The following is a 26490-nucleotide window of genomic DNA, read 5'->3' as shown; positions in this document are numbered from 1 at the left end:
TCACCCCAGAACCCAGAGGATTGTCTTATGAGATTGAAATCGCTCACCTTGGCCCTTTGTCTTGCTTGTGGTGTGATCAATACCCCTGCATTTGCTCAGGCAGCCGCTACCCCAGACTCTGGTGCATCTCATTCGGTAGAAATGCAGCAGATTCGTAACGCGACGGTAAAAATCACCTACGCGGGCACTACGTTCCTGATCGATCCCATGTTGGCCAAAAAGGGATCTTACCCAGGGTTTGAGCAGACCTATCGCAGCAACCTTCGCAATCCGCTGGTTGATCTGCCTGAGCCTGCTGACAAGGTTGTTTCTGGCGTTGATGCGGTCATCGTCACTCATACTCACCTTGATCACTGGGACGATGCTGCTCAAAAAACCTTGCCTAAAGATATCCCGTTGTTCACACAGCACGAAGAAGATGCGCAACTCATTCGTTCGCAAGGTTTCAAGAATGTGCGTGTGCTTGAGGGTGAAGTTGAATTTGGCGGGGTCAAAATCAGCAAGACAGGTGGCCAGCACGGCACCGACGAAATGTATGCTACGCCAGCGCTCGCAAAGGCGTTGGGCCAAGCGATGGGTGTAGTTTTCCAGGCGCCCGGCTATAAAACCCTTTACGTTGCCGGTGACACTATTTGGCGTAAAGAGGTAGATCACGCCATCGAGAAATATAACCCTGACATTATTGTGCTCAACGCCGGCAAGGCACTAATGACTGGGTATGAGGGGGCGATAATCATGGGCGAGGAAGATGTACTGCATGCGACTCGAGCTGCGAAAAATTCCCGTATTATTGCAGTGCATATGGACGCCGTGAATCATATGTCTTTAACCCGAGAAGCATTGCGTGCCTATGTCAGGAAGGAAGGGATCGCTTCCCGCGTAGAGATCCCAGCAGACGGGGAGTCGCTGAGCTTTTAATAGAATTTAGTGGTGGTGTTGGTTTTTGCAATGGCAGTTATGGTCCACTGTGCTGGTACAAGGATCTTTGCTTTTACTTCAAATCTACTTTGGAAATAATAAATGAAGACGGGTATTGTTGTAGTTGATCTTCAGAATGAATACTTGCCAGCTGGCAAGCTGCCTTTGTCCGGCATCGAAGCCGCTGTGGCGAGTGCCAGACGGGTAATTGATCACGCCCGAAGTACAGGTCTTCCTGTGTTTCATATTCGGCATGAGTCTGACGATAATGCTGCTGGGTTTTTTATTAAAGGCTCCCATGGCGTGGAGACGCAGCCTGCGGTTTCGCCGACTGGTGAAGAAGCGGTAATCGTTAAAAATCATATAAACGCGTTCAGGGAAACTGAACTAAAAAAACAACTGGATGCGAGGGGCATCCAGCGTCTTGTGATTGTAGGTGCAATGAGCCACATGTGCATTGATGCAGTTGTGCGTGCTGCGGTTGATATGGGTTACCCTGTAACCGTGTTGCATGATGCATGCGCTACGCTCGACGTTTCGTTCGGAGGGGTGAATGTACCTGCGGCTCACGTGCACGCTGCAATAATGGCGGCGTTTGAATTTGGCTATGCTGCTGTAAAGTCAGTTGATGATTATCTTCCGACCAAGTAGAAAGTTGTGAGCGGGCACCTGTGGTTTTGATTAAGGTAACGTGCCTTGTTACAAACGACGACTTTGCTGACGTCGCTTTTGGCCTTGATTTCAAAATAAATTTCGCCATTAGGGAAACTCTGAAAAGACTTCCAACTCTGGTGAAATACCCGTCTCACACGAATCGAACGGTTGAGCCCCGATGAAACAGATGTCCTTCGCCGATGCCGAGTACGCAGGCAAACGTAAGCAGACCCGCCGCGAGCGTTTCCTGATCGAAATGGATTAAGTGGTGCCCTGGAAGGGCTTGATTGCCTTGATCGAGCCGCATATCCCTAGGGTGAGGGTGGCCGTCCGACCTATCCGTTGATGGCGATGTTGCGCGTTCATCTGTTGCAAAATTGGTTCGGCTACAGCGATCCGGCGATGGAAGAGGCGCTCTATGAAACATCGATTCTGCGCCAGTTTTCGGGCTTGCTCCTGGATCGGATTCCCGATGAAACCACGATCCTCAACTTTCGTCGCTTGCTGGAAAAACATGAACTGGCGAACGGAATTCTCGGTGTGATCAACGGTTATCTGGGCGACCGTGGACTGATGTTGCGCCAGGGCACGGTGGTCGATGAGACGATCATTCACGCGCCGAGTTCTACAAAGAACAAGGACGGTAAACGCGACCCTGAGATGCATCAGACGAAGAAAGAAAACCAATATTTCTTCGGGATGAAAGCGCACATCGGCGTCGACGCCGAATCGGGCTTGGTGCATAGCTTGGTGGGCACGGCGGCGAATGTGGCCGACGTGACGCAGGTCGATCAATTACTGCACGGCGAGGAGACTTATGTGTGTGGCGATGCCGGTTACACCGGCGTGGACAAACGTCCCGAGCATCAGGACCGCAAGATGATCTGGTCGATTGCGGCTCGCCCAAGCAGCTGTAAAAAACACGGAAAAAAGAGTTTGATTGGGCACATGCGCCGCAAGATCGAATATGCGAAAGCGCAGGTGCGAGCCAAGGTTGAGCACCCGTTTCGCGTGATCAAGCAGCAGTTTGATTATACGAAAGTGCGCTTTCGTGGTCTGGCAAAAACATCGCGCAGCAGACAACGTTGTTCGCGTTGTCAAACTTGTGGATGGTGCGAAAACGGTTGATGGGTATGGGCGAGGTGCGCCTGTAATGCGGGCCAATAGCCCTGAAACAGCGCGACCAGAGGAAAGCCCTGTGAATTAAGGACAAAGAGGTCTGATTTTCGACCGATTTATGATTTTTTGAGCCTCAAGTAGTAAGCCCATCAAAAAATCGGTGGGTATTTCAGACCTTCCTTAGGGATTCTCCGATCAAGTCCCCAAATGTGCTGAAATACGCCTGACCACCTGATCCGAGCCACCCATGAGCCAGATGAGCTTTTCCGACTTCGAATATGCCGGCAAGCGCAAGCAGACACGCCGCGAACGCTTCCTCGCCGAGATGGATCAGGTCGTGCCCTGGACTGGGCTGCTGGGGCTGATCGAGCCGTTCTATCCCAAGGCCGGCGGCGGTAGAAAACCCTACCCGCTGGAAACCATGCTGCGCATCCATCTGTTGCAGAACTGGTTCTCCCTGAGCGATCCGGCCATGGAAGAAGCGCTCTACGAAATCACGCCTATGCGCCAGTTCGCACGCCTGACGCTGAGTGCGCCGATCCCCGAAGACACCACGATCATGAATTTCCGGCACTTGCTGGAGAAGCATCAACTCGCACCTGCGATCCTTGCGGTCATCAACGGTTACTTGCAGGAGAAAGGCCTGTCGTTGCGCCAGGGCACCATCGTTGATGCCACCATTATTCATGCCCCAAGTTCGACCAAGAACGAAGAAGGCAAGCGCGATCCCGAGATGCATCAGACCAAGAAAGGCAATCAGTATTTTTTCGGGATGAAGGCTCATATCGGCGTCGATGCTGAATCCGGCCTGGTTCATCACGTCCATGGCACCGCAGCCAATGTGGCCGATGTCACACAGGTCGCCGAGCTGTTGCATGGCGAAGAAAACGCGGTGTATGCAGACGCCGGGTACACCGGTGTCGAGAAGCGCGAAGAGCATGAAAATCGTGAGGTGATCTGGCAAGTCGCCGCGCGCCGCAGCACGTATTCCAAGCTGAACAAACGCAGCCTGCTTTACAAAGCCAAGCGCCAAATTGAGTACTGCAAAGCTCAGACACGGGCCAAGGTTGAGCAACCGTTTCGGGTGATCAAACGGCAATTTGGTTACGTGAAAGTGCGCTTTCGAGGGCTGCTGCTATCAATGATACCGGCGAACTCTTTAACTCCAGAGGCACCGTGATCATGGTGATGTTCATGGTTTTCAGTGGCAGCCACCACTGAAGCTGTCATGGCCACGGCAGCTGTCCCTACAACAGCCTTCAGAACGTCACGTCGTTGCATTGCTCATTCCCTTGAGTGGATTCGGTCTGACCGCAGACGAGGCTCCAACCGAGAGCCTCGACCGATCCAACCATAGCTCGCTTCAGTGAAAACCGAAAGCGCCCACCACTCAAAAATCGAAGGTCAGTCCGGCATAGACTGCACGGCCATCACCGGGTGAGTGCAGTGAGGCATCCGCCCCATCTGGGTCAAACCAGACATACTCGTAGTAACGGTTGGTCAGGTTTTTCAGCTGCAGGTCCACGCTCATCGTCTCGCTGAGCTTGTAGGTCGCACCAAGGTTCATCAGCACGTAGCCGCCATAGGTGCCCTGCGTGTTCTCGCGTTCCAGGTAGTAGTTGGTTTGCCCGTTCGCCCAGGCTGTCAGTTGCAGCGCCGGGGTGGCCTGGTAACTGATACCGGTATTCCAAAGGTGGTGCGGCACGTGGTCGATTTCCTTGCCCTTGCTGCCAGGCAGCGCGCTGCTGGGCTCAAGGATCTTCGAGTACTGCCAGGAGTACGACATCCACACCTCGGTACGCTCGTCAGGATGCAGATTTACCTGCAGGTCGTACCCCCAACGACGCGTTTCGCCGACGTTGTCAGACTCGCCGCTCGGGTCGTTCAGACGACGGCTCACTTCGCCAGTCGCGTCCTGACGCCAGTAAGCCACGCGACCATCGACCCAACTGGACGGGGTGAACTTGACGCCGGTTTCCCAGCCTTCGTTGATCGATGGGGCAAGGTCCTCGTTGCGCGGCGGCACTTTGTAGGCGGCAGCGCCTGTCCCGACCTGGAAGGTGCGTCCCCAGTTGGCGTACACGCTGGCGAACGTCCACGGCGAATAGACAATGCTGAGCTTGGGCTGCTTGATCAGCCCGTAGTCGTTGATGTCGTAGCCCTGCCCGGTCATCTTGTTGGTGAAATCACCGCTGATCTTGTCAACGCGATACGCCGGGACGATTTTCAACGACTCGATCGGCTCGATTTCGGCCTGCACGTAGGCCCCGACTGTATTGAAATCGAAGTCCTGATAGCGGGTCTGCGCTTGGCGCACACGACTGACGGTGCGATAGCGCTCGCTACGGTTTTCCTGCTTCTGCATATCGCTGCCGCCCTCTAGGGTAAACGCATGCAACCAGTCCACCTCTGGCCTCCAGGTCAGCGAGGTGATGGCGCCGTACTGATCCTCGTAGGTGTCGCGCTCCTGCTGTGAACTGGTGCGCCAGTACTGCGTCCAGCGACGGTCGTCATAGGTGTTGAGGTAGGTCTTGGCCGACCAGGACAGGGTCTCGGCCAGGTCGGTGTCGAAGTGCACGCTGACCTGGTTCATTCGCCGAGTACCTTTGTCCGTGGCGTTGTAGTCATTGGTCATGCGCGGATGGCGGCGGGCGTCATCCGCGGTCAGGTAACCGGCCTCCTGGGCTTCGGACTCGTAATGACGCGCGATCAGCCCGACGCGGTAGCTGCCATTGTCAGGGGTGTAGAACCACTTGCCGCCAAAGCTGTAGCGCTCGGTGTCGCCATGCTCGCGATAACCGTCGACCTGCTGCCGGCCGAAGAAGTAGTTCTGTGTCCAGTTGCTGGTCTCGATGCCCTTGGCCAGTTGCACTTCGCGGGTGTTGAAGCTGCCGTAGCGCAGACGCGCCTTGTTGTAGTTGCCACCCGTGCGGGTATTGATGTTGACGTTACCGGCGATGTTGTTTAGGCCATAACGCGGGTCGCTCGTACCGCGTACCACTTCGATGCTGTCGATGTCCAAGGGGAACACCGAATCGATGAAAGGCATGTTGCCGTCGTTGGTGTTGCTGGGGATGCCATCGATCAGCAGCTTCACCGCGTTCACTTCGCCTTCGCCATTGAAACCGCGGAACGACAACTTGCCCGAGGTGGTGCCCTGGTTGAACTCGGTCAACAGCACCCCTGGCGCACGACTGAACAGTTCCCAGCTGTAGGTCACGGGCATCTTTTCGAGGATATCGCCCCCCAGGATGTCCACCGAACTGAGCACGCTGCTGGTGGCCAGCGGGCCGCTCTGCGTGCCGGTCACGGAGACCGCTCCGAGGATCAAGGTCGCGTTTTGGCTGGGCAACGTCTCGGCCACAGCCATCGACAGAGGGGTCAGGGTTGTAACACAGGTAAGGGCAAACAGCGGGAATACCGCACGGGCGGTGCTATACAACGCAGGCATGAAAGGTTTCCTGGCTAGACAGTCGAGCAGGGCTACGCACCGCAGGTCACGGCGCAGCCGTTGGCAATCAGCGACGGGTCAGGCCAGGGGAGAGGCGCGGGGGTTCAGCTTTGGCCACTGCTCGCGTGGCAGTGGCAACCTGTGGCTGTCACCGAGCAGGAGTGCATCGGGCCAGAAGCGGGGGAACAGGTGACGATAGTAGTCGCTGGCCAGTAAGGCATGCCCGGCATGGCCACAGCAGCAGTCGCCAGCCTGGTGTTTCATTTCCGGCTGATCATCGAGTTGCGGCAGCCCGGCCTTGAGCTGGGCCAGCAGTGACTTGGGCAGGCTCTGCGCGCCGTGCAAGCTGCAGAAGCTGCCGAAAATCAGCGATTGGCTGTCGATACGGGGTGTTTGCAAGGCACGGTCGAGCGGCATCGCCAGCAGGTTGAACAGCACGGCGAAGCAGGCGAACAGACAAAGATGTGCACGTGCACGTGTAAGCATGAGTCACCCGAACGAATGTGGCGCGTATTAAGCCGCATCCGTTGCGGGCTGTACAAGTTCCGTGGTGCGCTTTTTTGTCGCAGGCGCACCACGGCGAGGGCTCAATGGCTGCGCATGCCGGCGGCCATCATGAACAGTCGGATCAGCCAAGCGAACAGACCCAGCGCTGCAACGCTGCCTGCCCAGATCAGCATCAGCCAGGCAAGGCGGCGCCACATCGGTTGCTTCACACTGGGTGTCATCACGTTGGGCTCCTAGTGATAGCCGTCTTCATGGGTCACCTTGCCGCGGAACACGTAATAGCTCCAGAACGTGTAGCCGAGGATGATAGGCAGGATGAACAGTGTGCCCACCAGCATGAAGCCTTGGCTCTGCGGCGGCGCTGCGGCCTCCCAGATGCTGATCGACGGCGGAATGATGTTTGGCCACAGGCTGACGCCAAGGCCGCTATAGCCCAGGAAGATCAGTGCCAGGGTCAGCAAGAACGGCGTGTAGTGCGCGTTGCGTGCCACGGCACGTAGCAGCCCGTAGAACGTCACCAGTACCAGGATCGGCACCGGCATGAACCAGAACAGGTTGGGCATGCTGAACCAGCGGGCGGCGATTTGCGGGTAGGCCAGCGGTGTCCACAGGCTGACCACGGCGATCACCACCAGCAGCACCAGCGCCAGGGGCCTGGCAACATCGTGCATGCGTTGCTGCAGCGGCCCTTCGGTCTTCATCACCAGCCAGGTGCAACCGAGCAGGGTGTAGGCGACCACCAGGCCAAGCCCGCAGAACAGGCTGAACGGTGTGAGCCAGTCGAGCGCACCTCCAGCGTATTTGCGCTCGACCACTTTGATGCCTTCGATGAAGGCGCCCAGGGCAACACCTTGGGAGAAGGTCGCGACCAGCGAGCCCCAGATGAAGGCTTTGTCCCAGAGGTGGCGCTTGGCGGGTTTGGCCTTGAAGCGGAATTCAAACGCCACGCCCCGGAAGATCAGGCCGATCAGCATCAGGATCAGCGGCAGGTAGAGTGCCTCCAGCACCACCGCGTAGGCCAGCGGAAAGGCGCCGAACAGGGCTGCACCGCCGAGGATCAGCCAGGTTTCGTTGCCGTCCCATACCGGGGCGACGGTATTCATCATCACATCCCGGTCACGCTCGTCCTTGACGAAGGGGAAGAGCATGCCGATCCCCAGGTCGAAGCCATCCATCACCACATACATCATCACGCCGAAGATGATGATCACCGCCCAGATCAGTGGAAGGTCGATGCCCATGTCAGTTCACCTCTGCCTGATAATCGTCGGCGGCGGACAGCGGCCGCGCCGGGGTATGTTGCTGGCCTGGGCCGCCTGGGGTGTGGTGGTCGCCCTCGCCAGGTTTCGGCCCTTTGCGCACTAGGCGCATCATGTAGCCAAGGCCGGTGCCGAACAGGGCGAAGTACACCACCACGAACGTCACCAAGGTGATGCTGAGCTGCGTGGCGTCATGGTTCGACACGCCATCGGCGGTGCGCTGCAAGCCATACACCACCCACGGCTGGCGGCCGATTTCGGTGGTGAACCAGCCGGCGAGGATCGCCACGAGCCCGGACGGGCCCATCCACAACGTCAGGTACAGGAACGGGCGCGAGGTGTAGAGCGTGCCGCGCTTGCGCAGCCACAGGCTCCACAGACCGACGAAGATCATCAGCAAGCCGAGGCCGACCATGACCCGGAACGACCAGAAGACAATGGTCGAGTTGGGCCGGTCCTCAGGCGGGAACTCCTTCATCGCCGGCACCTGCTTGTCCAGGCTATGGGTCAGGATCAGGCTGCCGAGCGCCGGGATCTCGACTTTGAAGCGAGTGGTTTCGGCCTTCATGTCGGGGATGCCGAACAGGATCAAAGGTGTCGGCTCACCCGGTTTGTTCTCCCAGTGGCCTTCGATCGCCGCGATTTTCACCGGCTGGTGCTTGAGGGTGTTAAGTCCATGGAAATCGCCAATGATCGCCTGCACCGGCGCCACGATCAGGGCCATCCACATGGCCATCGACAGCATCTTGCGGATGGCCGGGTTGTCACGCCCACGCAGCAGGTGCCAGGCCGCCGAGGCGCCGACGAAGAACGCTGTGGCAACGAACGCGGCCGTGGCCATGTGCATCAGGCGGTAGGGAAATGATGGGTTGAAGATGACGGCCAGCCAGTCCACCGGAATCACCCGGCCATCGACAATTTCATAGCCCTGGGGCGTTTGCATCCAGCTGTTGGAGGCCAGAATCCAGAAGGTTGAGACCAGCGTACCGATCGCCACCATCACCGTGGAGAAGAAGTGCAGGCCGCGGCCGACACGGTTCCAGCCAAACAGCATGACGCCAAGGAAGCCTGCCTCCAGGAAGAACGCGGTGAGCACTTCATAGGTCAGCAGCGGGCCGGTAATGGCGCCGGCGAAATCGGAGAAGCGGCTCCAGTTGGTGCCGAATTGGTAGGCCATGACCAGGCCGGACACCACGCCCATGCCGAAGTTGACGGCGAAGATCTTCGACCAGAAGTGGTAGAGGTCACGGTAGACCTGCTGGTTCGAACGCAGCCACAGCCCTTCGAGCACTGCCAGGTAACTGGCAAGGCCGATGGTGATGGCGGGGAACAGAATGTGGAAGGAAACAGTGAAGGCGAACTGGATTCGAGCCAGGTCTAGCGCATCGAGCACGTTCATGATGATGAGAAGCCTCACGGGGGCAGTGCGCAAGAGCGCCAGTTTCTGGATGCAGGGGCCGGGTCCTGATCGGTTCTGCGCGGGGGTGTAAGGAAGGTTCAGTTGTGCCATCGCCATGGCGGCGCCACTGTATTGACTGGGCCCCATGAGGCCAACTGCGACAATCTGTCCCGGCGACTGGCCTGTGGGTCTTTTACGGTGCTATTGGCTTGTGGTGTGGCGCTCTGTCGCACTGGGTGCAAGTCAAAGGTCGAGCTTCAAGCTGGCAGTGTTAGATGCTAGAGTCGCTGCCCATGAACCGTCCGCCTTCAAACCGACCCCTCATTGCCTTGGCACTCTACTTCTGTGTCCTGTTCAATGTGCTTGGCTGTGGCCTTGCCCACGGGCAGGCAGTGGGGCTGGCGCTGAATGGGTTCGGTGGTGCCTTCTGCAGCCTCGGTGGCGACATCGCCTCACTGAAGGCCAAGCAGGACAGCGCCCTGACGGGGGATTTGAGCATTCCGTTCAGTTGCCCGATGGGCTCGGCGGCTTTTCTCTCACTGGTATTCCTGATCGGTGTCGCTTGGCTACTGGCCAGTGCCCATAGCCGTCCGATCATTCGCGAGGTCCGCAGCCAAGCGCCTCCCCGCTATTGCTGGCCTTCGTCCAACCCCCGCGCTTCCCCTCTCTGACACTGCCTGCGCCCTGGCGCTGGGGCGGGCCTCTGCCCGCTTTCCGGTTGGCGGGTCCGTGGCGTATGCCTGCGGCATATCCCTCACGGACCTGGCGGCTGACATCACCGTCGTTTGAGAGAAACCATCATGCCTGATTGGATCTCCACGCCCTCGCAATCTGCCGAGGCGTGAATATGAACCGCTGCGGCCTGCGCCCGCGTACCTGGGATAACCTCTGGGTCGCGGCACTGCTGGCTATGTTGCTCAAAGTGCTGGCGTTGCCTATGGCCAGCACCTTGGGCGACTTGAGCCTGGCCCAACTGCTGGCGGGCAGCTACTGCTCGTCGGGTGGTGTGCAGCCAGCGCTTGCAGACAAGGATGGGAACCTCAGCCCGAAGGCATCCGATCCTGGACACTGCTGCTGCGCGCAGGGAGGCCCGGCGCCGTTGCCTGCCGCATTGGTCTTGCCCACGGCACCTGTCCAGGCATTGCCGACCGCGCTGGTGCGGGTCGCTCTGGCATGCTCGCCTCGGCACTGCTGGCCGTCGATAAACCCACGTGCCTCCCCGATGCTGATCGCCTGACCTGACAAGGAACCCATGCCGTGCCCCCTGAACGGGGACACCGGCATGTCAAAGGCTATCTGTATCCAGGAGTACACGATGACTCGTGTCATGACATCTTCCGCTCTGCTGGAGCCCGCTGTTCGCGCTTCGCGTAATGGCGATTTTCTTCTGCCGTTTCCCGACTATCCCTGCAATGCCCGCAGCTTCGTCACCCTTGATGCGCGCCTGTTACCTTATTGGCACACCTTGTTCGATGTCTGCCCGAGCCTGCTCAAGCTTGATCCACCAGAAGGCTTGGAGTTGTTCCGGCGCTTCATGACCTGGGCCTATCGGCACCATCCGACGCTGGATTGGACGTATTACATCAGTGTCTGCCGTTGGTTGCTGAGCTCGCCATACAAGTCCCGGGTGAGTGAGGAACATATCGAAGCGCTTATGGTGGCCGCCGCAGCGCTGTGGGTAACCACCGACGTGTCGCAGGCTCGTGGACTAGTCCTGGCGTGGCAGCCGATGGGCGAGCGAATAGTGGAGTGGAAGTCTGGCGCACGGCCGCTGATGTCGACGTGGGACGAGGTAGAGGACCTGCCACCACCACCTTGGGAGTTCTCCTGGAGTCCGCTTAGAGCCAAGGGAGGGAGCCGGTTTCGGCGCTGGCTACCAGTGCCCGGCTAAGCCTTGATCACGCTCGGGGCAGCCTTCAGCAGCCCCACTCTACCTGTGAACTCGAATTCAACCGAGATAGCGACTATGGATGTACTCCAAGCCATGCGGGTGTTCAGTTGCGTTGTCCAGGCAGGAAGCCTGACCAGTGCGGCTGAGCGCCTGGATACCAGCACTGCCAGCGTTTCCCGAATACTCTCCAGCCTTGAGGCTCACCTGACAACCCGGCTGCTGAATCGCACCACACGCCGGATTGCCTTGACGGAGGCTGGCATGCGATATCACAGGCGTTGCCTACTGATCCTCGAATTGGTGGAAACTGCAGAGACCGAAGTGCTACAGCAGCGGCTGGAGATGCCCATGTTGGGTCAGGCTCGCCAGCCCCCGGTGCATTTTGGCCACAAAGTGCACTTTTAGTGCGCCATGTCCTCTTCGCCGCTGGCTAGAGGACGTACCTTCGCATCGACCTTGACCGAGGTCTGCTTGCCACCACCGTCAACGACCGTTAGGGTCAGCGGCACTGTCGCGCCGGCTTCGATCGGCGCTTTCGGGTTGATCAACATGATGTGATAGCCGTGAGTATCGAGCGACACCGGTTTACCTGCCGGAAGGTCGATACTTGCGACTTGAGCCATGCTCATCACATCGCCCTTCATATGCATCTCGTGTATTTCTACGGTACCTGCCACTGGAGAACTCGCTGCCGTAAGTTTTGCGTCCTCGCTAGCGGTAAGACGCATGAAGGCACCAGTGGCAGCTTGACCGGGTACAGAGGCCCTGACCCAGGCGTGTTCTACCGTGACTTTGACATCGGCCAGCGCGACAGTGCCAAAACCGGCCAGCAATAGGCCGATTATCAGACGTTTGCTCTTTTCCAGACCGAAACTTGGGATCGATTTCATCGAAAACTCCTAAACGATTATCTATGACGGAATCCCGTCATTAATTTTGCCAAGGAGAAAGTATAGTGGCTGTTAATCCTGTGTAATGTCGGTCATTGCAAAGACCTGCTGTGCGACATTCTGCCGCATGCAGTGCTGTGCCAACGCACCGATACGCAAATCATTGGGTTTTTATCCAGGGTGCGGCGGCGCGTCGCAGTTGGGGGCGTCGCCGTCAACGCCTAGCATCTCCAAGTGCCTGATATGCCGTTTTCCCATCCACGGTGCAGTACAGGTACACGACAGCGGCCCGTCCATTGGCGGGCCGCTTTTTTTACGCTGGGGAGTCCAGCCATGGACTACGAACTGCTGAAATTTGTCTGGTGGCTATTGATCGGTGGTCTGCTGATTGGCTTTGCTTTGCTTGAAGGTCTGGACCTGGGGGCGCGTGTCCTGACGCCATTCATGGCAGCGCAGAGTGCTGCTATTTCGCAACAGACTCGACCGTTCAACTGGCCTCAGCACATTACTTTGTTCTGGCTGCTAGCCCTGTGTTCCGCGATTGTGGTGATTTGGCCATCGCTGGGCTTACTACCTTGCGTAGGGGGTGGCCTCATGGGTGTGCTCTTATTGTTGCGCCAATCCAACGGGTCGTCTTTGCGACCGTTCGGGGCTTGGAGTGCTCTGGTAATCGGTTTGATACCCGCCGCGCTGATCGGCGTCGTGTTGGGCAACCTTTTCCTCGGATTGCCATTCAGTCGCTGCGCGCTGGCAGCCAGTCAGTTTCACGGTACGTTCTCTGGTCTGCTCAGGCCTTTCGCACTGCTCCTCGGAGTCATCAGCCTAAGCATGTTCTGCCAGCTAGGCGCCACCTGGGTGATGCTGCGCGGTAGTAACGCCTTGCGCAAAGTGTCTCGCCGAATTGCATGGCGTGCGGGTGTCGTGTTCCTGGTCTGTTTCACTGCAGCTGCGCTGTGGCTAGCGGCGGATATACGCGGCTACAGGCTTGCAGCATCAGTCCACTCCCATACGCTGTGCAGCCCTGGCCAGAGCGTTGTACTGCCGGGCAATGCAGGCTGGCAGGGCAACTTCAGCGCCTGGCCCTTGGCTTGCCTGGCACCCTTGCTGGCCCTCAGCGGCACGGTCCTGAGCCTTTACAGTATTGTGCGAGGTCGAGCAGGTATGGCCTTGGTCGGCAGTGGGCTGACCATCGTCATGATGTTGTGCAGCATCGGCGTGGCATTGTTTCCCTTCATCATTCCGTCCAGTGTGCAGCTCTCGGCCAGTTTGACCGTTTGGAATGCCGCAAGCGGCGAAAAGACGTTGGGGCTAATGTTGATTTTGGCCAGCGTACTGATGCCGATGCTACTGGCCTATACGGTAGGCGCCGGCCTCAGGGACCGGAACCGTCCGATACAGTCGTCGCCCAAAGGCAAAACTTCACAGCGAATTCAGGAACGCCAGCAACGCCTCGCGTCGCCCGCGATCCATGGCGATCACCGCATCGCGTGACTTACGTGCTTCGCCGTCATGCCACAGGATCGCCTCCAGCACATCGCGGGCCCGGCCATCGTGCAGCAATTGTGTATGGCCACTGACTGTGGCGGTCAGCCCTAACCCCCATAGCGGCGGCGTTCGCCACTGCCGGCCATTGGCAAGGAACTCACCACGGTGATCGGCCAGCCCTTCACCCATGTCATGCAGCAACAGGTCGGTGTAGGGGAAGATCCGTTGCCCGGAAAGCTCCGGTAGCGCGTGTTCCCCGGTCACATAGGATGGACGATGGCAGGCCGCGCACCCTGCGGTATGGAACACGCTCTTGCCCTTGAGCACTTGGGGTGACTCGGCATCTCTGCGCGCAGGTACGCCTAGGGTCCGGGTGTAGAACAGCACTTGGTCGCGAATCTTGTCACTGACTTCCGGGGATCCCCCTTGGGGCGCCTCGCGGCATGCGGATTGACGCTCGGTACAGTCGTCGGTGGGCAGCAGGCTGCTGGTCAGCCCCATGTCTCCAGCAAAGGCGTGGGCATTCTGCTGGTCCAACGTAGGCTGGCCGGCTTTCCAGCCAAAGCGACCAATGCGTGTTTGCTGGTGCAAGTCGTCCCAGACTTTGTTGAGTTGGCCACGCACCGGGCCTCTGGCCTCAGACTGAAGCGCAGCGTTCTGCTCCAGGTCGCTGTCGTTGATAGCCTCCAGCAATCCAAGCCCGATCATTGGCGGTGCTACGCGCAATGACATTTGCGTCTGAGGATGCATCGGACCATAACCCAGTTGGACGATGGTGAAAGAAGGCTTGCGCAGTGTGACCGTTTGGCCGTCGGCAAGCTTGATGGCGTAGGGTTCATAGTGCAATTGGACTCGACCTTCCGGCGCGTGTCCGTCTATGGCTTCATCTTGTAGTTGCGCCCCGTAGGTGGGCTCGGGGACAACGCCAAGGCGCTCAATCAATGCGGCTTGCTCGGCGCTCGGTGGGATCGATAGGCGTACCAGCGAGGACAGCGCAGGTGTGCTGCTGGCCTCCCCAGGCGGGAAACCACGGCCATCCTTTATATGGCAACTCTGGCAGGCATCGGTGTTGAACAAAGGCCCCAGGCCTACTCGGCCGCCTTTTCGTTGATCATCGCGAGCCGTATGCCAGCTACCGCGAAAGAAGGCGTTGCCGACGAAGAAGTCCATCCGCCTGGTGGGCGAGAGGTTCGCGGCAGGCATCGAGAAGGCATCCTTGTCTGCACGTTGTACCGTGGTGGCGCCACCGGGCAAGTGTTCGCCAGGCTCAGGCCTGTCATGTGGATCGCCGCAGCCAGCCAGCAGGCTGGCCAGTGCTGCCGCGAAAAGGGGAAAGGTGCGCATGGGGTAGCTCGTAAATCTTCAGGTGTAAGGGGCGGGGCCAGCAGACAGAGCCCGCCGGCCCTGGGAGATGTGGATCAGTGGTTGCCGTGAGCGGCGCCCTTGTCGACCTTGACCACGCCCTGGAACAGCGCGAACTGCTTGACCCGCTCGATTGGCTGTTCACTCTCGGCCTGGCGTACTGCCTGGCTCAGCTGGGCCGAGTCCTGTTCATTGAGCCCGGCGCTGCGCAGGGTCGCCGGGTCGAGCAGTGAGTCGCCTGCGCACAACACCACGCGCCAGCCGTGAGGCCCTTTGCGCAACAGGGCACGACCGCCGCGCTGGTCCTGTAACCAACCGGCTACCGCATAGTCGTCCTGCACGGTAACCGGGCCCACGTCCAGCGGCGAATCTGGGCGTTCGAAGTTGTGTCGCATCAGTTGCTGGATACTCTGCTGCTCGCTGGCGGTATCGGCCACAGCCAGCAGCGGACTGCAGGCCAGCAGAAGGGCAAGGATCGGTGCTTTCATGTGCTTGTTCCTTGTAAGGCTGCCGACGGCTGTCGGCAGCGTCCGGTGGCGGGCCTCAGAAGCCCATCTTCACACCCAATTGCGCCGAAGTGCCGGGCATCGGGTAGTTGGTGCGGTAGGCGTAATCACGGTCAAACAGGTTCTCCACGGCGACGAACACTTCGCCGACCTTGCCCAGCGCCGGCACGGCATAGCCCACGCGCATGTTGACCACGGTGAAGCTATCGACTTTGGAGAAGTTGCTGGCGCCGGCGGTGCGTTCCTCGGCCAGCACGTACATGTCCTTCTGGTACTGCGCATCAGCCGACAGGCGCCAAGGCCCGGTCTCGTAGGTGGTGCCCAGCGACAGCGATTTCTGCGGCGCGTAGGGCAGGGTCTTGAGCGATGGATCGAGCCAGGTGAAACCGACGAAGCTGCTCCAGTTGCTGGTCCAGCGTTGCTGCCAGGTGGCTTCGGCGCCCTTGATGTTGTAGTCACCCAGGTTGATATACGACGGGCGTGACACCGATGGCGGGAAGGCGAACAGGTAGCGGTCCTGCAGCTTGTCCTTGAACACCGCCAGGTCCAGGGTGGCGCTGTCGATGGGGTTGAAGCGCACGCCCAGTTCTTGGTGGTCGACTTTCTCGGGCTTCAGGTCCTTCCAGGTTTCACCCAGCGCCGGGATCAGGCTCGACATCACCGAGGCTTCCAGGCCGGGGTAGTTGATGCCGCGCGAGGCGTTGGCGCGGAATTCGACATTATTCGATGACAGCAGCAGGCCTGCGTGCGGGGCGGTGGCGTTGTCGAACACGTTGTGCTCATACGTGCGTACGCCCGCCGACGGGGTCAGGGTCCAGGTATCGTTTAGGGCAAAGGCATGGCTGACTGCGACGTGCGGCGACGTCACGCGTAGAGTGGGCGCGTCGAACTTCGCTTGTGGCGCCGGGGCGATGCGTTTGAAGTGGACCTCGCCCTTGCTCTCGTCGATGTCCAGGCCCAAGGCCACTTCGCCGCCTTGCCACGGGCGCAATTGCTCTTCCCAGCGAATGCCCTGCAGGGTGAAATCACTGATGGTGTCGCCGTCCAGGCCGGTTTGGTCAAGGGCTGAGCCACGACCTTCGTTGTGGTAGACCTTGAGGCTGCCATCGCCCCATTCGTGATTGTGGGCCAAGGACAGTGAAGCGAGCGTGCCGCGGGTATTGAACTCACCATTCTTGGTTTCCGGCAGGCCCTTCTGGCCGGGGTCGGAGACCTGGTTGTTGGCATGCAGCAGCAGCAACCCGCTGCTCCAGTTCTCATTCAGCCGATAACCCAAGCGCGCCATGCCATTGTTCAGCCGGCCATCACCGTCACTGCGGTCACCGTCGGAGTGGGCTGCACCTTGGGCCAGCAGGTAATCGAAATCGCCTTCCCGGCCAATCAGGCTGGCTTGTTCGGTGGCCGTGCGGAAGCTGCCGCCGGTGAGTTGCAGCTCCCCATGGTGGTTGTCGCCCTGTTCGGCGACCTTGGGCGTCAGGTCGATGGCCGCGAAGGTGTTGCCGAACTTCTGCGGCTGAGGGCCTTTGTAAACGCTGATGCTCTGCATCGCGTTGATCGGCAGCAGGTCCAGCAGTGGGTGGCCCCAGACACTCATGTAAAACGGCACGCCGTCGATGTAGGTTTTGATCTCGCTGCCCGGGCGGCTGGCGCCCATGCCACGGATGTACACGGCTCCACCCTCGGCACCGCCGAACGAGCCGACCGGGTTGAAGCGCGATACGACCACACCAGGTGTGCGACGCAGGGCCGAGGACAGGTCCAAGGCATTGAGGTCGCGGATTTGCTCCTGGCCGACCACAGTGGTCAGGCTGCCGAAGCTGTCGACGTTGTTCTGATCGATGACCGAGGTGCCGACCACCGAGGTTTCGGCCAACTCCATCGTGTTGGTCTGAGCCAGCGTGGCTCCACTGGAAAAGGCGAGTGCGGCAGCGCAGCAAAGTGTTTTGTTATTCATGCTCTGGATATTCCTGTTGCGAAATACAGCCGTGACGGGCCTGTCTTGTGCGCATGACTATTCGCCATGGTCATCAAGCTCGGTGCACGATTGGGTATGAGCCTTGGTCAGGCTTCTGTAGGTGAGGCGCGTGGGTTGGCTGCAAGCCAAAGCTGGCGCGGCCAGGCCACGGGCAAGGTGAGGGGTAACGCGTTGTCTAGGTGGGCGACGGGAGGGACTGGAAGCCGAGATGTGAACGCAAGGCCGGTGGGGCTACACAGTGGACAGTCGATCGTGCTGCCGCTTGCCAAGGTGTCGCCAAGCCAAGGGGCGACACTGTTGGGATTGAGCGTCGCTACACCCTGGCCGCAGAACGTTCCGCCCATGCCATTTGGGATCAGGCCGATTACCTGGCCATGCCCGAGGCCGCAATGAAGCACGGCGAACAGAAGGCTGGCGTAGAGCGTCCAGGCTATTGAGCGGCGGCGTTCTGTTTGTCGATGCATATCCATTGCTCGATGGCCGCTGCTGTTGGGGGCGATGGGGCACTTTAGCAATGCTTCGCGTTTACGCCAGGTGCGACAGCCTGCCGCAGCTGAGTTGCTCCTAGTGCAGCTGACCGCCAGGGGGATACCGGTTCCGGGGTTATCTGGACATATAATCGATGACAGCCTTGTAGTCTTCTGCCGTACAGTCCACGCACAAACCGCGTGCCGGCATCGCGTTGAACCCCTCAGTCACGTGCTTGATCAGCACCTCGTCGCCCTTTGCCAGTCGAGGTTTCCAGGCTTCGTGGTCGCCTTTCTTTGGCGCCATGGGCAGCAGGCCGTTGTGGCACATCTGGCAGGAGCGGTTGAATACCGTCTCCGGATCTTGAGCCGCTTGGGCCAGGTTGGCGATTGCCAGGCAAACAAGCAGCGTCAGTGTTTTTTTCATGACCAATTTCTCAAGTTTTTTCGGAAATCCAGAATCTATGAGGGCAGTGGGATCTGTCAGGTGCGACCTCCAGCCGCACAGGTGCGGGGGGAACGTGGTCCGGCAGATTGTGATGAGCGGTGCGGCAGGGTGTCGCAGGCCTGCATCGCTCGGAAGCCGTGCTAAGTTGGACCTGATCCGGTGTTTTACTCTTGGCAGGGTTTTTCATCGGGTCAAACAAAAGCCGGGATGGCGTACCGCCCCGGCTTTTGTCTATCTGCGTCTCGAAAGGCGTCTTTCGTGAAAGGGCTACCTTTATCCTTTACTCGCTGCGGCGAGCGCTGCAGCTTTTGTGCTGAAGTCAGCCACCAGATCGATCATTGCCATTTGCACGCCTGCCGGGGCCGTCTTCATCGAGCCTGCGTTGAACGGCGGCTCGGGGTCGTCCTCGCTCATCAGTTGTGCGCACTCGGCGTAGGTCTGGTCCCGCAGTTCGGCCACCATGGAGAGGCCGAAGTCCAAACCAGCGGTAACCCCTGCACCGGTGATCCTGTTGCGGTCGCGAACGACGCGCGCATCAGTCGGGATTGCACCAAACCCGGCCAGCGCATCTCTACAGGACCAGTGCGAGGTAGCCTTGTAACTCTTGCGCAATCCGGCAGCCCCCAGGATCAGCGAACCCGAGCACACACTGGTGATGTATTTGGCACGGGCACCACGGTCGGCGAAGAACTCCAGGGTCGCTGGGTCTGATGCAGCGGCCAGGGTGCCGTCGGTGCCGCCGGGTGCAAACAGCACGGTCAGATCGCGCCGGCAGGTTTCAAAGGTCGTGTCTGGAATTACCGTCAATCCGGCATCACTGGTCACCGGGTCAAGTCATTTGGCGATGATGTAGATTTTCGCGCTCATGAGCGAGCCGAACATGCAGTGCGGGCCGATCAGATCCATTACCGTCATGCCGGGATACACCAGCATGCCGATCTGCTCATCGCCCATCCACTTCACCTTGTCCATCTCGGATCCCATGCTGGGAATGGCATGTGCATGGGGCATCGACCCGGATGCACTGGCGGCCAGGGTAGAATTGCTCATCAGCGGGGCCAGTAAGGCGCCAAGCAGCAGGTTGCGGCGTTGGTTGTCGATCATGTCGAGGTCCTTAAAAGCGAGCACTAAGGGTGACGTACGCCGAGCGAGGCTGCGTTCGCAGCACCAATGGCGAGCCCAAGTACTGGTAAGTTTCGAAGACTTTGCGTCCAGCCAGGTTCACACCCGACAGCGACACGCTGCAACGGTCGAAGTCGTAGGAGGCCTGAGCGTCGAGAAGCGCGTAACCAGACACTGATACGGTGTTGGGCAGGGTCAGTTCGCGGGCACTGAGCGCTGTGACGCCCACGCCGAAAGAAAGGCCTTTGGCGGCGCCATCGAGAATGCGGTAGCGAGCGGCCAGGCGACCACTGTGCTTCGGAACCCTTGGCAGGCCGTCACCCGCGGGAATGGAGTTGTCCTCGTGGACTTCGGCCTGGGTATAGGCGTAGTTGGCGAGAATCGACACGGCTGGCGTCGGCTCCCAGGTCAAATACGTTTCGAAGCCGCGGGCCCGTTGTTCTCCACTCTGCACGCTATAGCCCATCACCGCGTTGGCCGGGTCGGGGTCGAGGGTCGCAACGTTGCGTCTTGTCTGCTCGAAAAGCGCGAGGGTGCCAGACAGGCCAATATCGGTGAACGCGAGTTTCACACCAGCTTCGTAGTTGCGGGAAAGCTCGGGCTTGGGTGCCTCCAGCCCGGTGAAGTTGAACGCACCGCGAAAACCTTCCGCATAGGCAGCATACAGGGCCAGGCTGTCGGTCAAGTCATAGGTGACGCCAAACCGTGGCGTAGCACGGTGGTATCGCTTGTCGATATCGCCGACAACTCCTTCCTGTTTGAGATCGATACTTGTGAAACGCAAGGACGCCAGGAGGTGCCAGCGTCCATAGGTGGCCTGATCCTGCAGATAAAGCGCGCTGGCTCGGTAATCATTCGTCGTTGCGCTGCCCGCCGAAAGCAGCGGGGTCGTACCGTAGTCCAAGTCATAGATGGGATTGGTCAGATCCAGCTCACCGACATACTCGGCACCCGACATCGCTGACCAGAAGTGCGTGCTGTCGTAGGTTGCCCCTACCAATAGCTCATGCTTTCCACCGAGCGCGTCGACGTTGAACGCCAAGTTGGCGTCCAGGGTACTTTCACGAACACTGCCCGGCAGGTAGAGCTTGTAGATCGAGTAGGTCGTCGGAGCCGCTACCGATCAGTTGCACCCAAGGCCCAACTGCCATAGTCCCGTGCCTGCATTTCGTAAGACTGACCGGTGACGGTCAGGCGCGTGTCGTCGTTGAAGTGGTGGGTCAGTTCCGCAGCGCTCAGGCGGTTTTCGATGGTGGTATGCGGCTGACCACGGCCTGCACCAGGAAAAGCATTGCGGTCAATCTGCCCGCGCAGCGCTTGCTCTGCCGGCAGGCCTGAGTACTCCAACTGGCTGCGTTTGTCGTACTGGCCGCGCAGCAGCAGCTCTGTGTCAGGAGATAGCTTGAAGGCAATGCTCGGTTGGATAGACCAGCGCTCACCCTCGACTTGGTCAATCCAACTGCCGTTTTTCTGGTACTCGGCAGTCAGACGGGCAGCGCTGTTGTCGTTGATTGGTGTGTTTAGATCAATCGCCGGGTTGATGGTGTCGAAACTGCCGGTTCGCATTGACAGCAATGCGCTCGGCTTGGCTTCGGGGCGCTTGTTCACCACGTTGATCAGGCCACCCAGCGGGGCACCCAGGCCGCCGCCATACAGTGTCGAGGTTGGCCCTTTGAGCACTTCCACACGTTCGACACCCATCATGCTGGTGGGATCAATATAGGCGGCTGTCCCGCCGAAAGCGGGCATGCCATTCATGTAAATTTCTGCTGGAAAGCCCCTCACGATGGGCTGGGTGAACAGCGTTTCCTCCGGCTTGGTCGGACGGACGCCGGATACATTGAGCAGTGCATCACCCAGGGTGGCACTGGACTGCTCCTCGATCAGTGAGCGGGTAATAACCTGGACTGACTGCGGTACTTCCTTCACCGGTGTATCGGTGCGGGTGGCCGATGTCGAATTGGCTTCGCTATAACTCGTACGCTGTCCTTTAACGATCAGAGGCTCCAGCGTCCAGCTCGCCTTGCTCTCTTGTGCGGGAGTGGCTTGCGCAGCAGCGACAACGGCAGTGTCACTCGCCAGCGCAACGTTATGCAGCGTCAGGCCAGCAGTCAGGCATACGCATTTACCCCGCAACTGGAAAGCGTGCTGTACGCAGATGTCTTGCAAAGTCGCGCCAAGGTCCAGCCAAACCGTTGGACGAACAAATTCAAAGTGCCCAGCACGCTGCAGGGCACCATGCGGTCATCACCGCCGTGCGACCTGCTCCGGGCGCAGGCGATACCACTCGGGTGATGTTCACTGACGCCAGCCACGGGGCGTCGGAGAGCCGGGCGGTGTTCGTCGACCCGGTCACGGCAGAGGTGCTGGGAGAGCTGAATGTGTATGGCACCAGCGGTGTGTTGCCGCTGCGAACCGCGATAGATCAGTTCCACCGAAGCCTGTTGCTCGGCGATCCGGGGCGTCTTTATAGCGAACTGGCTGCTTCCTGGCTGTGGGTCGCCGCTCTCGGCGGCTTGGCGCTTTGGCTGGCCAACCCTGCGGCTACGGGGCGTCGCAAAAGCATCCGCAGTCTGCACAGAACCGCCGGCTTGTGGTTGCTGCTGGGGTTGTTGTTCTTCTCGGCGACTGGACTCACCTGGTCACGCTTTGCAGGTGGCAACATCGGCGTACTACGCGCGCAGTTTGGTTGGGGTACGCCTACTGTCAGTACTGTTCTTGGCCCTAAAACATCACCCGCAGTGGTCGACCAGCATGCTGAGCACAATCACCACGCGATGGACATGAACATGTCCATGTCACCTCAGCAGGCCAAGCAGTTCCTCGGTGTGCTCAACAGTGCACGCTCGGCGGGGATTAACGCCGGCAAGGTTGAGATCAAGCCGGGCCGGGATGATGCCAGTGCCTGGATTGTCAGGGAGATCGCGCCCGGCCTGCCGACCCAGGTCGACGCTGTATCGATCGACCCACACAATCTGCAAGTCGTGGACGACGCCAGATTCTTGGATTATCCCCTCGCAGCCAAATTGACGCGGTGGGGAATCGACGTGTACATGGGGCTGCTGTTCGGTCCGCTTAATCAGTTGATCCTGGTAGTGACAGGCCTGGGCTTGGCGCTCATGGTGATTCTCGGCTACCTGATGTGGTGGCGGCGCCGGCCGGTCATCGCACGTCAGCCAACACTCCTCACAGCGTGGTGCGAGATCCCCACGCCTGGTCGTTATGGGCTGATCGTGGTCGGTGCGCTGCTCGGTTATGCGTTGCCTGTGCTGGGGGGCAGCCTAGTGTTGCTGCTGGCCCTTGATCTGGTTCTGACCCAACGGGCAACCACCGCCAGGACGGCGGATGAAACCCCGTGATCTGATGCGTATGGCAGGACGCCAACCTGGAATCAGTTTGGCGATCTTCGCCATGCTCATAGTGGTGCTCGGGCCGCTGATCGGCCAGGGCAGCGCATGGGTGCAGCGTGTAACAGCCGCTGAGGTGCCTGATCACTGCATGGCCATGCCAGCCACAGAGCATGGTTATGGGCATTCAAAGGCCCATTTGCATGACCTGCTGGATGCTTGCGGGTATTGCTCACTGTTTTTCCACACCCCAGGCATCCCACAGAGTCAGACTGGGCTGTATCTTCGAGCCGTCGCTACCTGCTACGGCAATCCGTTTTCCCTGCGTCTCGCTGCGCGTGATGTCCCGGTATTCCCCGGAGCCATGAGTCACGCCCCACCTGCAGGCTCGATGTCGTAAAGGCCCGTTCGAGCAACTCACTCACCATCGGTGAGGCTACCGTGTATTCCGACCTTACATCGAGACGATCCATGAACTCTTTGCGACTTGCCGTGCAGATCGCTGCTGCCTGCCTGCTTCCCCTGGCCTGCAAAAGCGCACTTGCCGAACCTGCACCAACCATCAACCTTGAGCTTCCAGCGACCCAAGTGAGTGGTCAGCCGATCAATGAAGCTGACGACCGCCTGCACCTGGACACCCCGAATGCCGTGGGTAGCCGCCTGGGCCTGACCGCCCGTGAAACACCAGCATCCATCGAGACCAAGACCCAGGCCGATATGCAGTAGAAAGGGCTGCGTACCACCAAAGAGGCGTTCGCCGACGTGATAGGCGTGACCGTGGGTAACGTGCCAGGCAACCCGGCCGTCATCTCAATGCGCGGCTTCACCGGGAACACCGTGAACGTTATGCAATACGGCGTGCGGGTGGCTGCCTCAACCGTCACCACACGCGACATGGACACTTGGAAGTACGAAAAGATTGAGGTACTGAAAGGCCCCGCGTCTGTCCTGTATGGCGAGGGCTCTCTGGGCGGTGCGGTGAACCTGGTCACACGCAAGCCGACCCTGGACGAGCAGAAGCTCGAAGGATTGATCAGCACCGGGAGTTTCGGAACCAAGCGGGCTGCGATCGGCGTCAATCAGCCTCTCAACGACACCATGGCGCTGCGTGCTGATGTCAGTTACGTGAATTCGGACGGTTTCTACGACGTCGATGACCAGGAAACGACCACGCTCAACATCAGCGCAAGCTTGCTGTTCAAACCCAACGACGATCTGTCGATGATCTTCGCGTTTGATCATGACTATGACGAATACGACTCCACCTACAACGGCTCCCTACTGGTGCCGGCGTCTGTGGCTCGCAACCCTAGTGGCATCGTGAGCAGCAAGAATGGCCTGGTGATCGACAAGTCGCTGCGACGCAGCAACTACAACCCTGACGGTGCCAACTCCGGTGCGCGCAGCACGTCATGGCGCTGGACCACCGACTACCGCCTGAGCGAAGACTGGACCCTCAACAACATCATCAGCTACTACACCGCTCACAGGGAGTTCTTCGTTTCTTCCGAGCAGAACTACAACGCCGGCACCGGGATGTTCAACCGAACCGTGCAGCGGGTCAGCTACGACCACCAGTTCTGGAACGAACGCCTCTCGGCCAGCACTGATCAGCTTATTGGCGGATTCCGGAACCGGTTCAGTGTGGGAGCAGAGTATAGCTACACCGATCTGAACAATCCATGGCAGAACGGGACCACCACATCAGTAGACCCGTGGAATCCCGACGTGGGCAGCTTCCCCTCAAGCGCCGCGCAAAACTGGCCGGGCGCAGGGCGCAACGTGCTGTATCAGTCGAATATGGACAACACCGCCGTCTTTGCCGAGGACGCCTTCAACCTCACGGACGACTGGCTGCTGATTGGCGGAATGCGTTATGAGGACATCAATCTGCGCCGCACGGTGGAAGACGTAACTCTGGGCACAGCACAGAAATTTCGCCCCACGTATGACCCGTTCTCTTGGCGCCTAGGCACCGTCTACAACCTGACCCCTGACATCCAACTCCATGCGCAGTACAGCACCGCCGTAACGCCGGTCTCGTCGCTTTTGCTCATTTCCTCGGCCAACGGCGACTTCGACCTCTCCAAGGGCCGGTCCGTGGAAGTGGACTTCAAGGCGTCGATGTTTGACGGACGGACAAGCTTGACTGGTGCGCTGTACCAGATCGACCTCGAAGATATTCTGACGCGCAATCCCAACGACAGCACCTGGACCGTGCAGGGCGGCAAACAGCGCTCGCGCGCCGTTGAGCTGACGAGCTCGGCACAGCTCACCTCGCAACTGCGGGCCGACCTCGGGGGTTCGGTTGTCGATGCGCATTACGAAGAGCTTGTCGAGGCAGGCGGTGCTGACCGCTCCGGTAACCATCCGGTCAACGTCCCACGAACAACCGCCAATGCAGCACTGATCTATCGTTTCGAATCCGTTCCAATCACAGTCGGCGCATACGTCAGGCACTCAGGCGGCTTCTACACCGACACCGCCAACACCTATTTCGTTGAGGGCTACACGACGCTCGACGCGTCGATTGCCTATGAAATGAAGAATGCGACCCTGACGCTTCGCGGGCGCAACCTCACCGATAGGTTCTATGGCGAGTACTCAGGCTATTCAGCGACCCAGATCTACCTCGGTGCTCCACGAAGCGTTGAGCTGAGCCTCGCTTTCAAGTTCTAGGTCGGCGGGAGATCAGTTCCTGGCTGTGCCTGCCGGAGCAGCCATCATCCAACAGACAGCGATTGAGGGCTTGGTCTGTGCGTTAAGAGTTAGCTGTCTGAGTTGTAGATGTAATCCATGTCCTCTGCGCGGATATTCCATTTTTCAGCGGTTTCGCGGGCGGTGCCTGCGTTGAGTAATACCTCATGAGCAGGGTGAGCAGGCTTGAGTAGTGGTGGGCAAAATGCCCGATCTCCATCGCAACGTTCCATTGCCTTGAGTTAGGTCGGGCATGGACATCCAAGGAACAGGCCAACGATTACCGGTGAGCCACTGGCAAGCCCCCCACGCGAGCGACTGGTCAAGTCGATGCAAATGACTGGTCACGTCGGATGCAAACAGGTGGTCAAGTGACTGCAATTACGCACGAGAATCCAGAAAGCTGAAACCAGTGTGCCAATCGCCACCATCACCGTGGAAAAGAAGTGCAGGCCACGGCCCACGCGGTTCCAGCCGAACAGCATCACACCGAGGAAGCTCGCTTCAAGGAAGAACGCGGTCAGTACTTCATACGTCAGCAGCGGCCCGGTCACAGCACCCGCGAAGTCGCTGAAGCGGCTTCAGTTGGTGCCGAACTGGTAGGCCATGACCAGGCCCAAGACAACGCCCATGCCGAAGTTCACGGCAAAGATTTTCGACCAGAAGTGGTAGAGGTCGCGGTAAACGCTTTGCTGGGTCTTGAGCCAAAGGCCTTCAAGTACCGCTAGATAACTGGCCAGGCCAATGGTGATGGCAGGGAAAAGGATGTGAAATCAAATAGTGAATGCGAACTGGATTCGGGCCAGGTCCAACGCCTCGAACATGCTCATAATGTTTAAGCCTCACGGGACGGCACCTTTCGGCGCCGGTTGCTGGAATAAGCGCTCAGGTCCTGGGCGAGCTTGCTGGCAGTAAATTCTTGAATGGTGCAAAGTCGTCGATGCGACGGCGGCGTCACTTTAAAGACCGTGCCAGGCATCACCAACTGCGACA

The 26490-nt window shown here is 59.2% G+C and carries 24 protein-coding genes and 4 pseudogenes; 13 read left to right on the top strand and 15 right to left on the bottom strand.

Annotated features, from left to right (window positions below; genetic code table 11):
• The first annotated feature begins 27 nt into the window (after positions 1–27).
• The 4 genes and pseudogenes from EJA05_RS17475 to EJA05_RS17460 all read left to right on the top strand — a co-directional run.
• Positions 28–918: an MBL fold metallo-hydrolase gene (locus EJA05_RS17475; RefSeq protein ID WP_125859196.1), complete on the top strand. Its 891-nt coding sequence runs from the start codon at positions 28–30 to the stop codon at positions 916–918.
• Positions 919–1020: 102 nt separating this feature from the next.
• The gene (locus EJA05_RS17470; RefSeq protein ID WP_125859195.1) at positions 1021–1569 is read left to right on the top strand and encodes a cysteine hydrolase family protein; all 549 of its coding nucleotides are present in this window, start codon (positions 1021–1023) and stop codon (positions 1567–1569) included.
• Between the two features lie 181 nt (positions 1570–1750).
• A pseudogene (locus tag EJA05_RS17465) lies at positions 1751–2726 on the top strand (IS5 family transposase).
• Between the two features lie 212 nt (positions 2727–2938).
• A pseudogene (locus tag EJA05_RS17460) lies at positions 2939–3823 on the top strand (IS5 family transposase); the annotation flags it as partial.
• A gap of 258 nt (positions 3824–4081) precedes the next feature.
• Here EJA05_RS17460 and EJA05_RS17455 read toward each other — a convergent pair.
• From EJA05_RS17455 to EJA05_RS17435, 5 genes are all read right to left on the bottom strand, one after another.
• Complete coding sequence (locus EJA05_RS17455; RefSeq protein ID WP_125859193.1) at positions 4082–6142, bottom strand: TonB-dependent receptor; 2061 nt, start codon at positions 6140–6142, stop codon at positions 4082–4084.
• Between the two features lie 78 nt (positions 6143–6220).
• On the bottom strand, positions 6221–6628 hold the full coding sequence (locus EJA05_RS17450; RefSeq protein WP_125859192.1) for a DUF2946 family protein: 408 nt from the start codon (positions 6626–6628) through the stop codon (positions 6221–6223).
• A gap of 101 nt (positions 6629–6729) precedes the next feature.
• The gene (locus EJA05_RS17445) at positions 6730–6870 is read right to left on the bottom strand and encodes a DUF2474 domain-containing protein (RefSeq protein ID WP_125861344.1); all 141 of its coding nucleotides are present in this window, start codon (positions 6868–6870) and stop codon (positions 6730–6732) included.
• A gap of 12 nt (positions 6871–6882) precedes the next feature.
• Positions 6883–7890: a cytochrome d ubiquinol oxidase subunit II gene (cydB, locus tag EJA05_RS17440; RefSeq protein WP_125859191.1), complete on the bottom strand. Its 1008-nt coding sequence runs from the start codon at positions 7888–7890 to the stop codon at positions 6883–6885.
• 1 nt (position 7891) lies between these two features.
• Positions 7892–9307, bottom strand: a complete 1416-nt coding sequence (locus tag EJA05_RS17435; protein WP_125859190.1) for a cytochrome ubiquinol oxidase subunit I — start codon at positions 9305–9307, stop codon at positions 7892–7894.
• Between the two features lie 293 nt (positions 9308–9600).
• Here EJA05_RS17435 and EJA05_RS17430 point away from each other — a divergent pair, with 293 nt between their 5' ends.
• The 4 genes and pseudogenes from EJA05_RS17430 to EJA05_RS17415 form a co-directional block, all read left to right on the top strand.
• A complete protein-coding gene (locus EJA05_RS17430) occupies positions 9601–9978 on the top strand; it encodes a DUF2946 family protein (protein WP_125859189.1) in 378 nt (125 codons plus the stop codon).
• A gap of 176 nt (positions 9979–10154) precedes the next feature.
• On the top strand, positions 10155–10544 hold the full coding sequence (locus tag EJA05_RS17425; RefSeq protein ID WP_125859188.1) for a DUF2946 family protein: 390 nt from the start codon (positions 10155–10157) through the stop codon (positions 10542–10544).
• A gap of 78 nt (positions 10545–10622) precedes the next feature.
• Entirely contained in the window at positions 10623–11198 is a 576-nt protein-coding gene (locus EJA05_RS17420) for a putative natural product biosynthesis protein (RefSeq protein WP_125859187.1), read from the top strand.
• Positions 11199–11273: 75 nt separating this feature from the next.
• Positions 11274–11519 (top strand): annotated as a pseudogene (locus EJA05_RS17415) (LysR family transcriptional regulator); the annotation flags it as partial.
• An 80-nt stretch (positions 11520–11599) separates the two neighbouring features.
• On the opposite strand, the gene EJA05_RS17410 reads toward EJA05_RS17415, so the two are convergent.
• A complete protein-coding gene (locus EJA05_RS17410; protein ID WP_125859185.1) occupies positions 11600–12088 on the bottom strand; it encodes a copper chaperone PCu(A)C in 489 nt (162 codons plus the stop codon).
• Between the two features lie 333 nt (positions 12089–12421).
• On the opposite strand from EJA05_RS17410, the gene cydB (EJA05_RS17405) reads away from it, so the two are divergent.
• A complete protein-coding gene (gene cydB, locus EJA05_RS17405) occupies positions 12422–13579 on the top strand; it encodes a cytochrome d ubiquinol oxidase subunit II (protein WP_125859184.1) in 1158 nt (385 codons plus the stop codon).
• On the opposite strand, the gene EJA05_RS17400 is transcribed toward cydB (EJA05_RS17405), so the two are convergent.
• The 8 genes from EJA05_RS17400 to EJA05_RS28465 all read right to left on the bottom strand — a co-directional run bounded on the left by EJA05_RS17400 (position 13508) and on the right by EJA05_RS28465 (position 21622).
• Positions 13508–14917: a di-heme oxidoreductase family protein gene (locus tag EJA05_RS17400; RefSeq protein ID WP_125859183.1), complete on the bottom strand. Its 1410-nt coding sequence runs from the start codon at positions 14915–14917 to the stop codon at positions 13508–13510. The two genes, cydB (EJA05_RS17405) and EJA05_RS17400, sit on opposite strands and share 72 nt — an antisense overlap.
• Before the next feature lie 74 nt (positions 14918–14991).
• Entirely contained in the window at positions 14992–15423 is a 432-nt protein-coding gene (locus EJA05_RS17395) for a copper uptake system-associated protein (RefSeq protein ID WP_125859182.1), read from the bottom strand.
• Positions 15424–15478: 55 nt separating this feature from the next.
• Positions 15479–17395, bottom strand: a complete 1917-nt coding sequence (locus EJA05_RS17390) for a TonB-dependent receptor (RefSeq protein WP_125859181.1) — start codon at positions 17393–17395, stop codon at positions 15479–15481.
• 624 nt (positions 17396–18019) lie between these two features.
• Positions 18020–18310 carry a c-type cytochrome gene (locus tag EJA05_RS17380; RefSeq protein WP_125859179.1) on the bottom strand — a complete coding sequence of 97 codons (291 nt, stop codon included), beginning with the start codon at positions 18308–18310 and terminating at the stop codon, positions 18020–18022.
• 294 nt (positions 18311–18604) lie between these two features.
• Positions 18605–19156: a DJ-1/PfpI family protein gene (locus EJA05_RS17375; protein ID WP_223811849.1), complete on the bottom strand. Its 552-nt coding sequence runs from the start codon at positions 19154–19156 to the stop codon at positions 18605–18607.
• Between the two features lie 9 nt (positions 19157–19165).
• Positions 19166–19435, bottom strand: a complete 270-nt coding sequence (locus EJA05_RS28475) for a hypothetical protein (RefSeq protein ID WP_223811848.1) — start codon at positions 19433–19435, stop codon at positions 19166–19168.
• A 10-nt stretch (positions 19436–19445) separates the two neighbouring features.
• Positions 19446–20495: a TonB-dependent siderophore receptor gene (locus EJA05_RS28470; RefSeq protein WP_223811847.1), complete on the bottom strand. Its 1050-nt coding sequence runs from the start codon at positions 20493–20495 to the stop codon at positions 19446–19448.
• 74 nt (positions 20496–20569) lie between these two features.
• Positions 20570–21622, bottom strand: coding sequence for a TonB-dependent siderophore receptor (locus tag EJA05_RS28465; RefSeq protein WP_223811846.1), 1053 nt, complete (start codon positions 21620–21622; stop codon positions 20570–20572).
• A gap of 26 nt (positions 21623–21648) precedes the next feature.
• Here EJA05_RS28465 and EJA05_RS17365 point away from each other — a divergent pair, with 26 nt between their 5' ends.
• The 4 genes from EJA05_RS17365 to EJA05_RS17350 all read left to right on the top strand — a co-directional run bounded on the left by EJA05_RS17365 (position 21649) and on the right by EJA05_RS17350 (position 25479).
• Entirely contained in the window at positions 21649–22812 is a 1164-nt protein-coding gene (locus EJA05_RS17365) for a PepSY-associated TM helix domain-containing protein (RefSeq protein WP_190305999.1), read from the top strand.
• The gene (locus tag EJA05_RS17360) at positions 22799–23200 is read left to right on the top strand and encodes a DUF2946 domain-containing protein (RefSeq protein WP_125859178.1); all 402 of its coding nucleotides are present in this window, start codon (positions 22799–22801) and stop codon (positions 23198–23200) included. Before EJA05_RS17365 ends, EJA05_RS17360 begins: the two co-directional genes overlap by 14 nt.
• Before the next feature lie 71 nt (positions 23201–23271).
• A complete protein-coding gene (locus EJA05_RS17355; RefSeq protein WP_125859177.1) occupies positions 23272–23526 on the top strand; it encodes a hypothetical protein in 255 nt (84 codons plus the stop codon).
• 6 nt (positions 23527–23532) lie between these two features.
• Entirely contained in the window at positions 23533–25479 is a 1947-nt protein-coding gene (locus EJA05_RS17350; protein ID WP_125859176.1) for a TonB-dependent receptor, read from the top strand.
• A gap of 398 nt (positions 25480–25877) precedes the next feature.
• Here EJA05_RS17350 and EJA05_RS17345 read toward each other — a convergent pair.
• Positions 25878–26327 (bottom strand): annotated as a pseudogene (locus EJA05_RS17345) (cytochrome ubiquinol oxidase subunit I); the annotation flags it as partial.
• Between the last annotated feature and the right edge of the window lie 163 nt (positions 26328–26490).

Source organism: Pseudomonas oryziphila, from assembly GCF_003940825.1.
Classification (GTDB): domain Bacteria; phylum Pseudomonadota; class Gammaproteobacteria; order Pseudomonadales; family Pseudomonadaceae; genus Aquipseudomonas; species Aquipseudomonas sichuanensis.
Note: the sequence above shows the minus strand (reverse complement) of the source record. Positions and strands in the feature narration are given on the sequence as shown.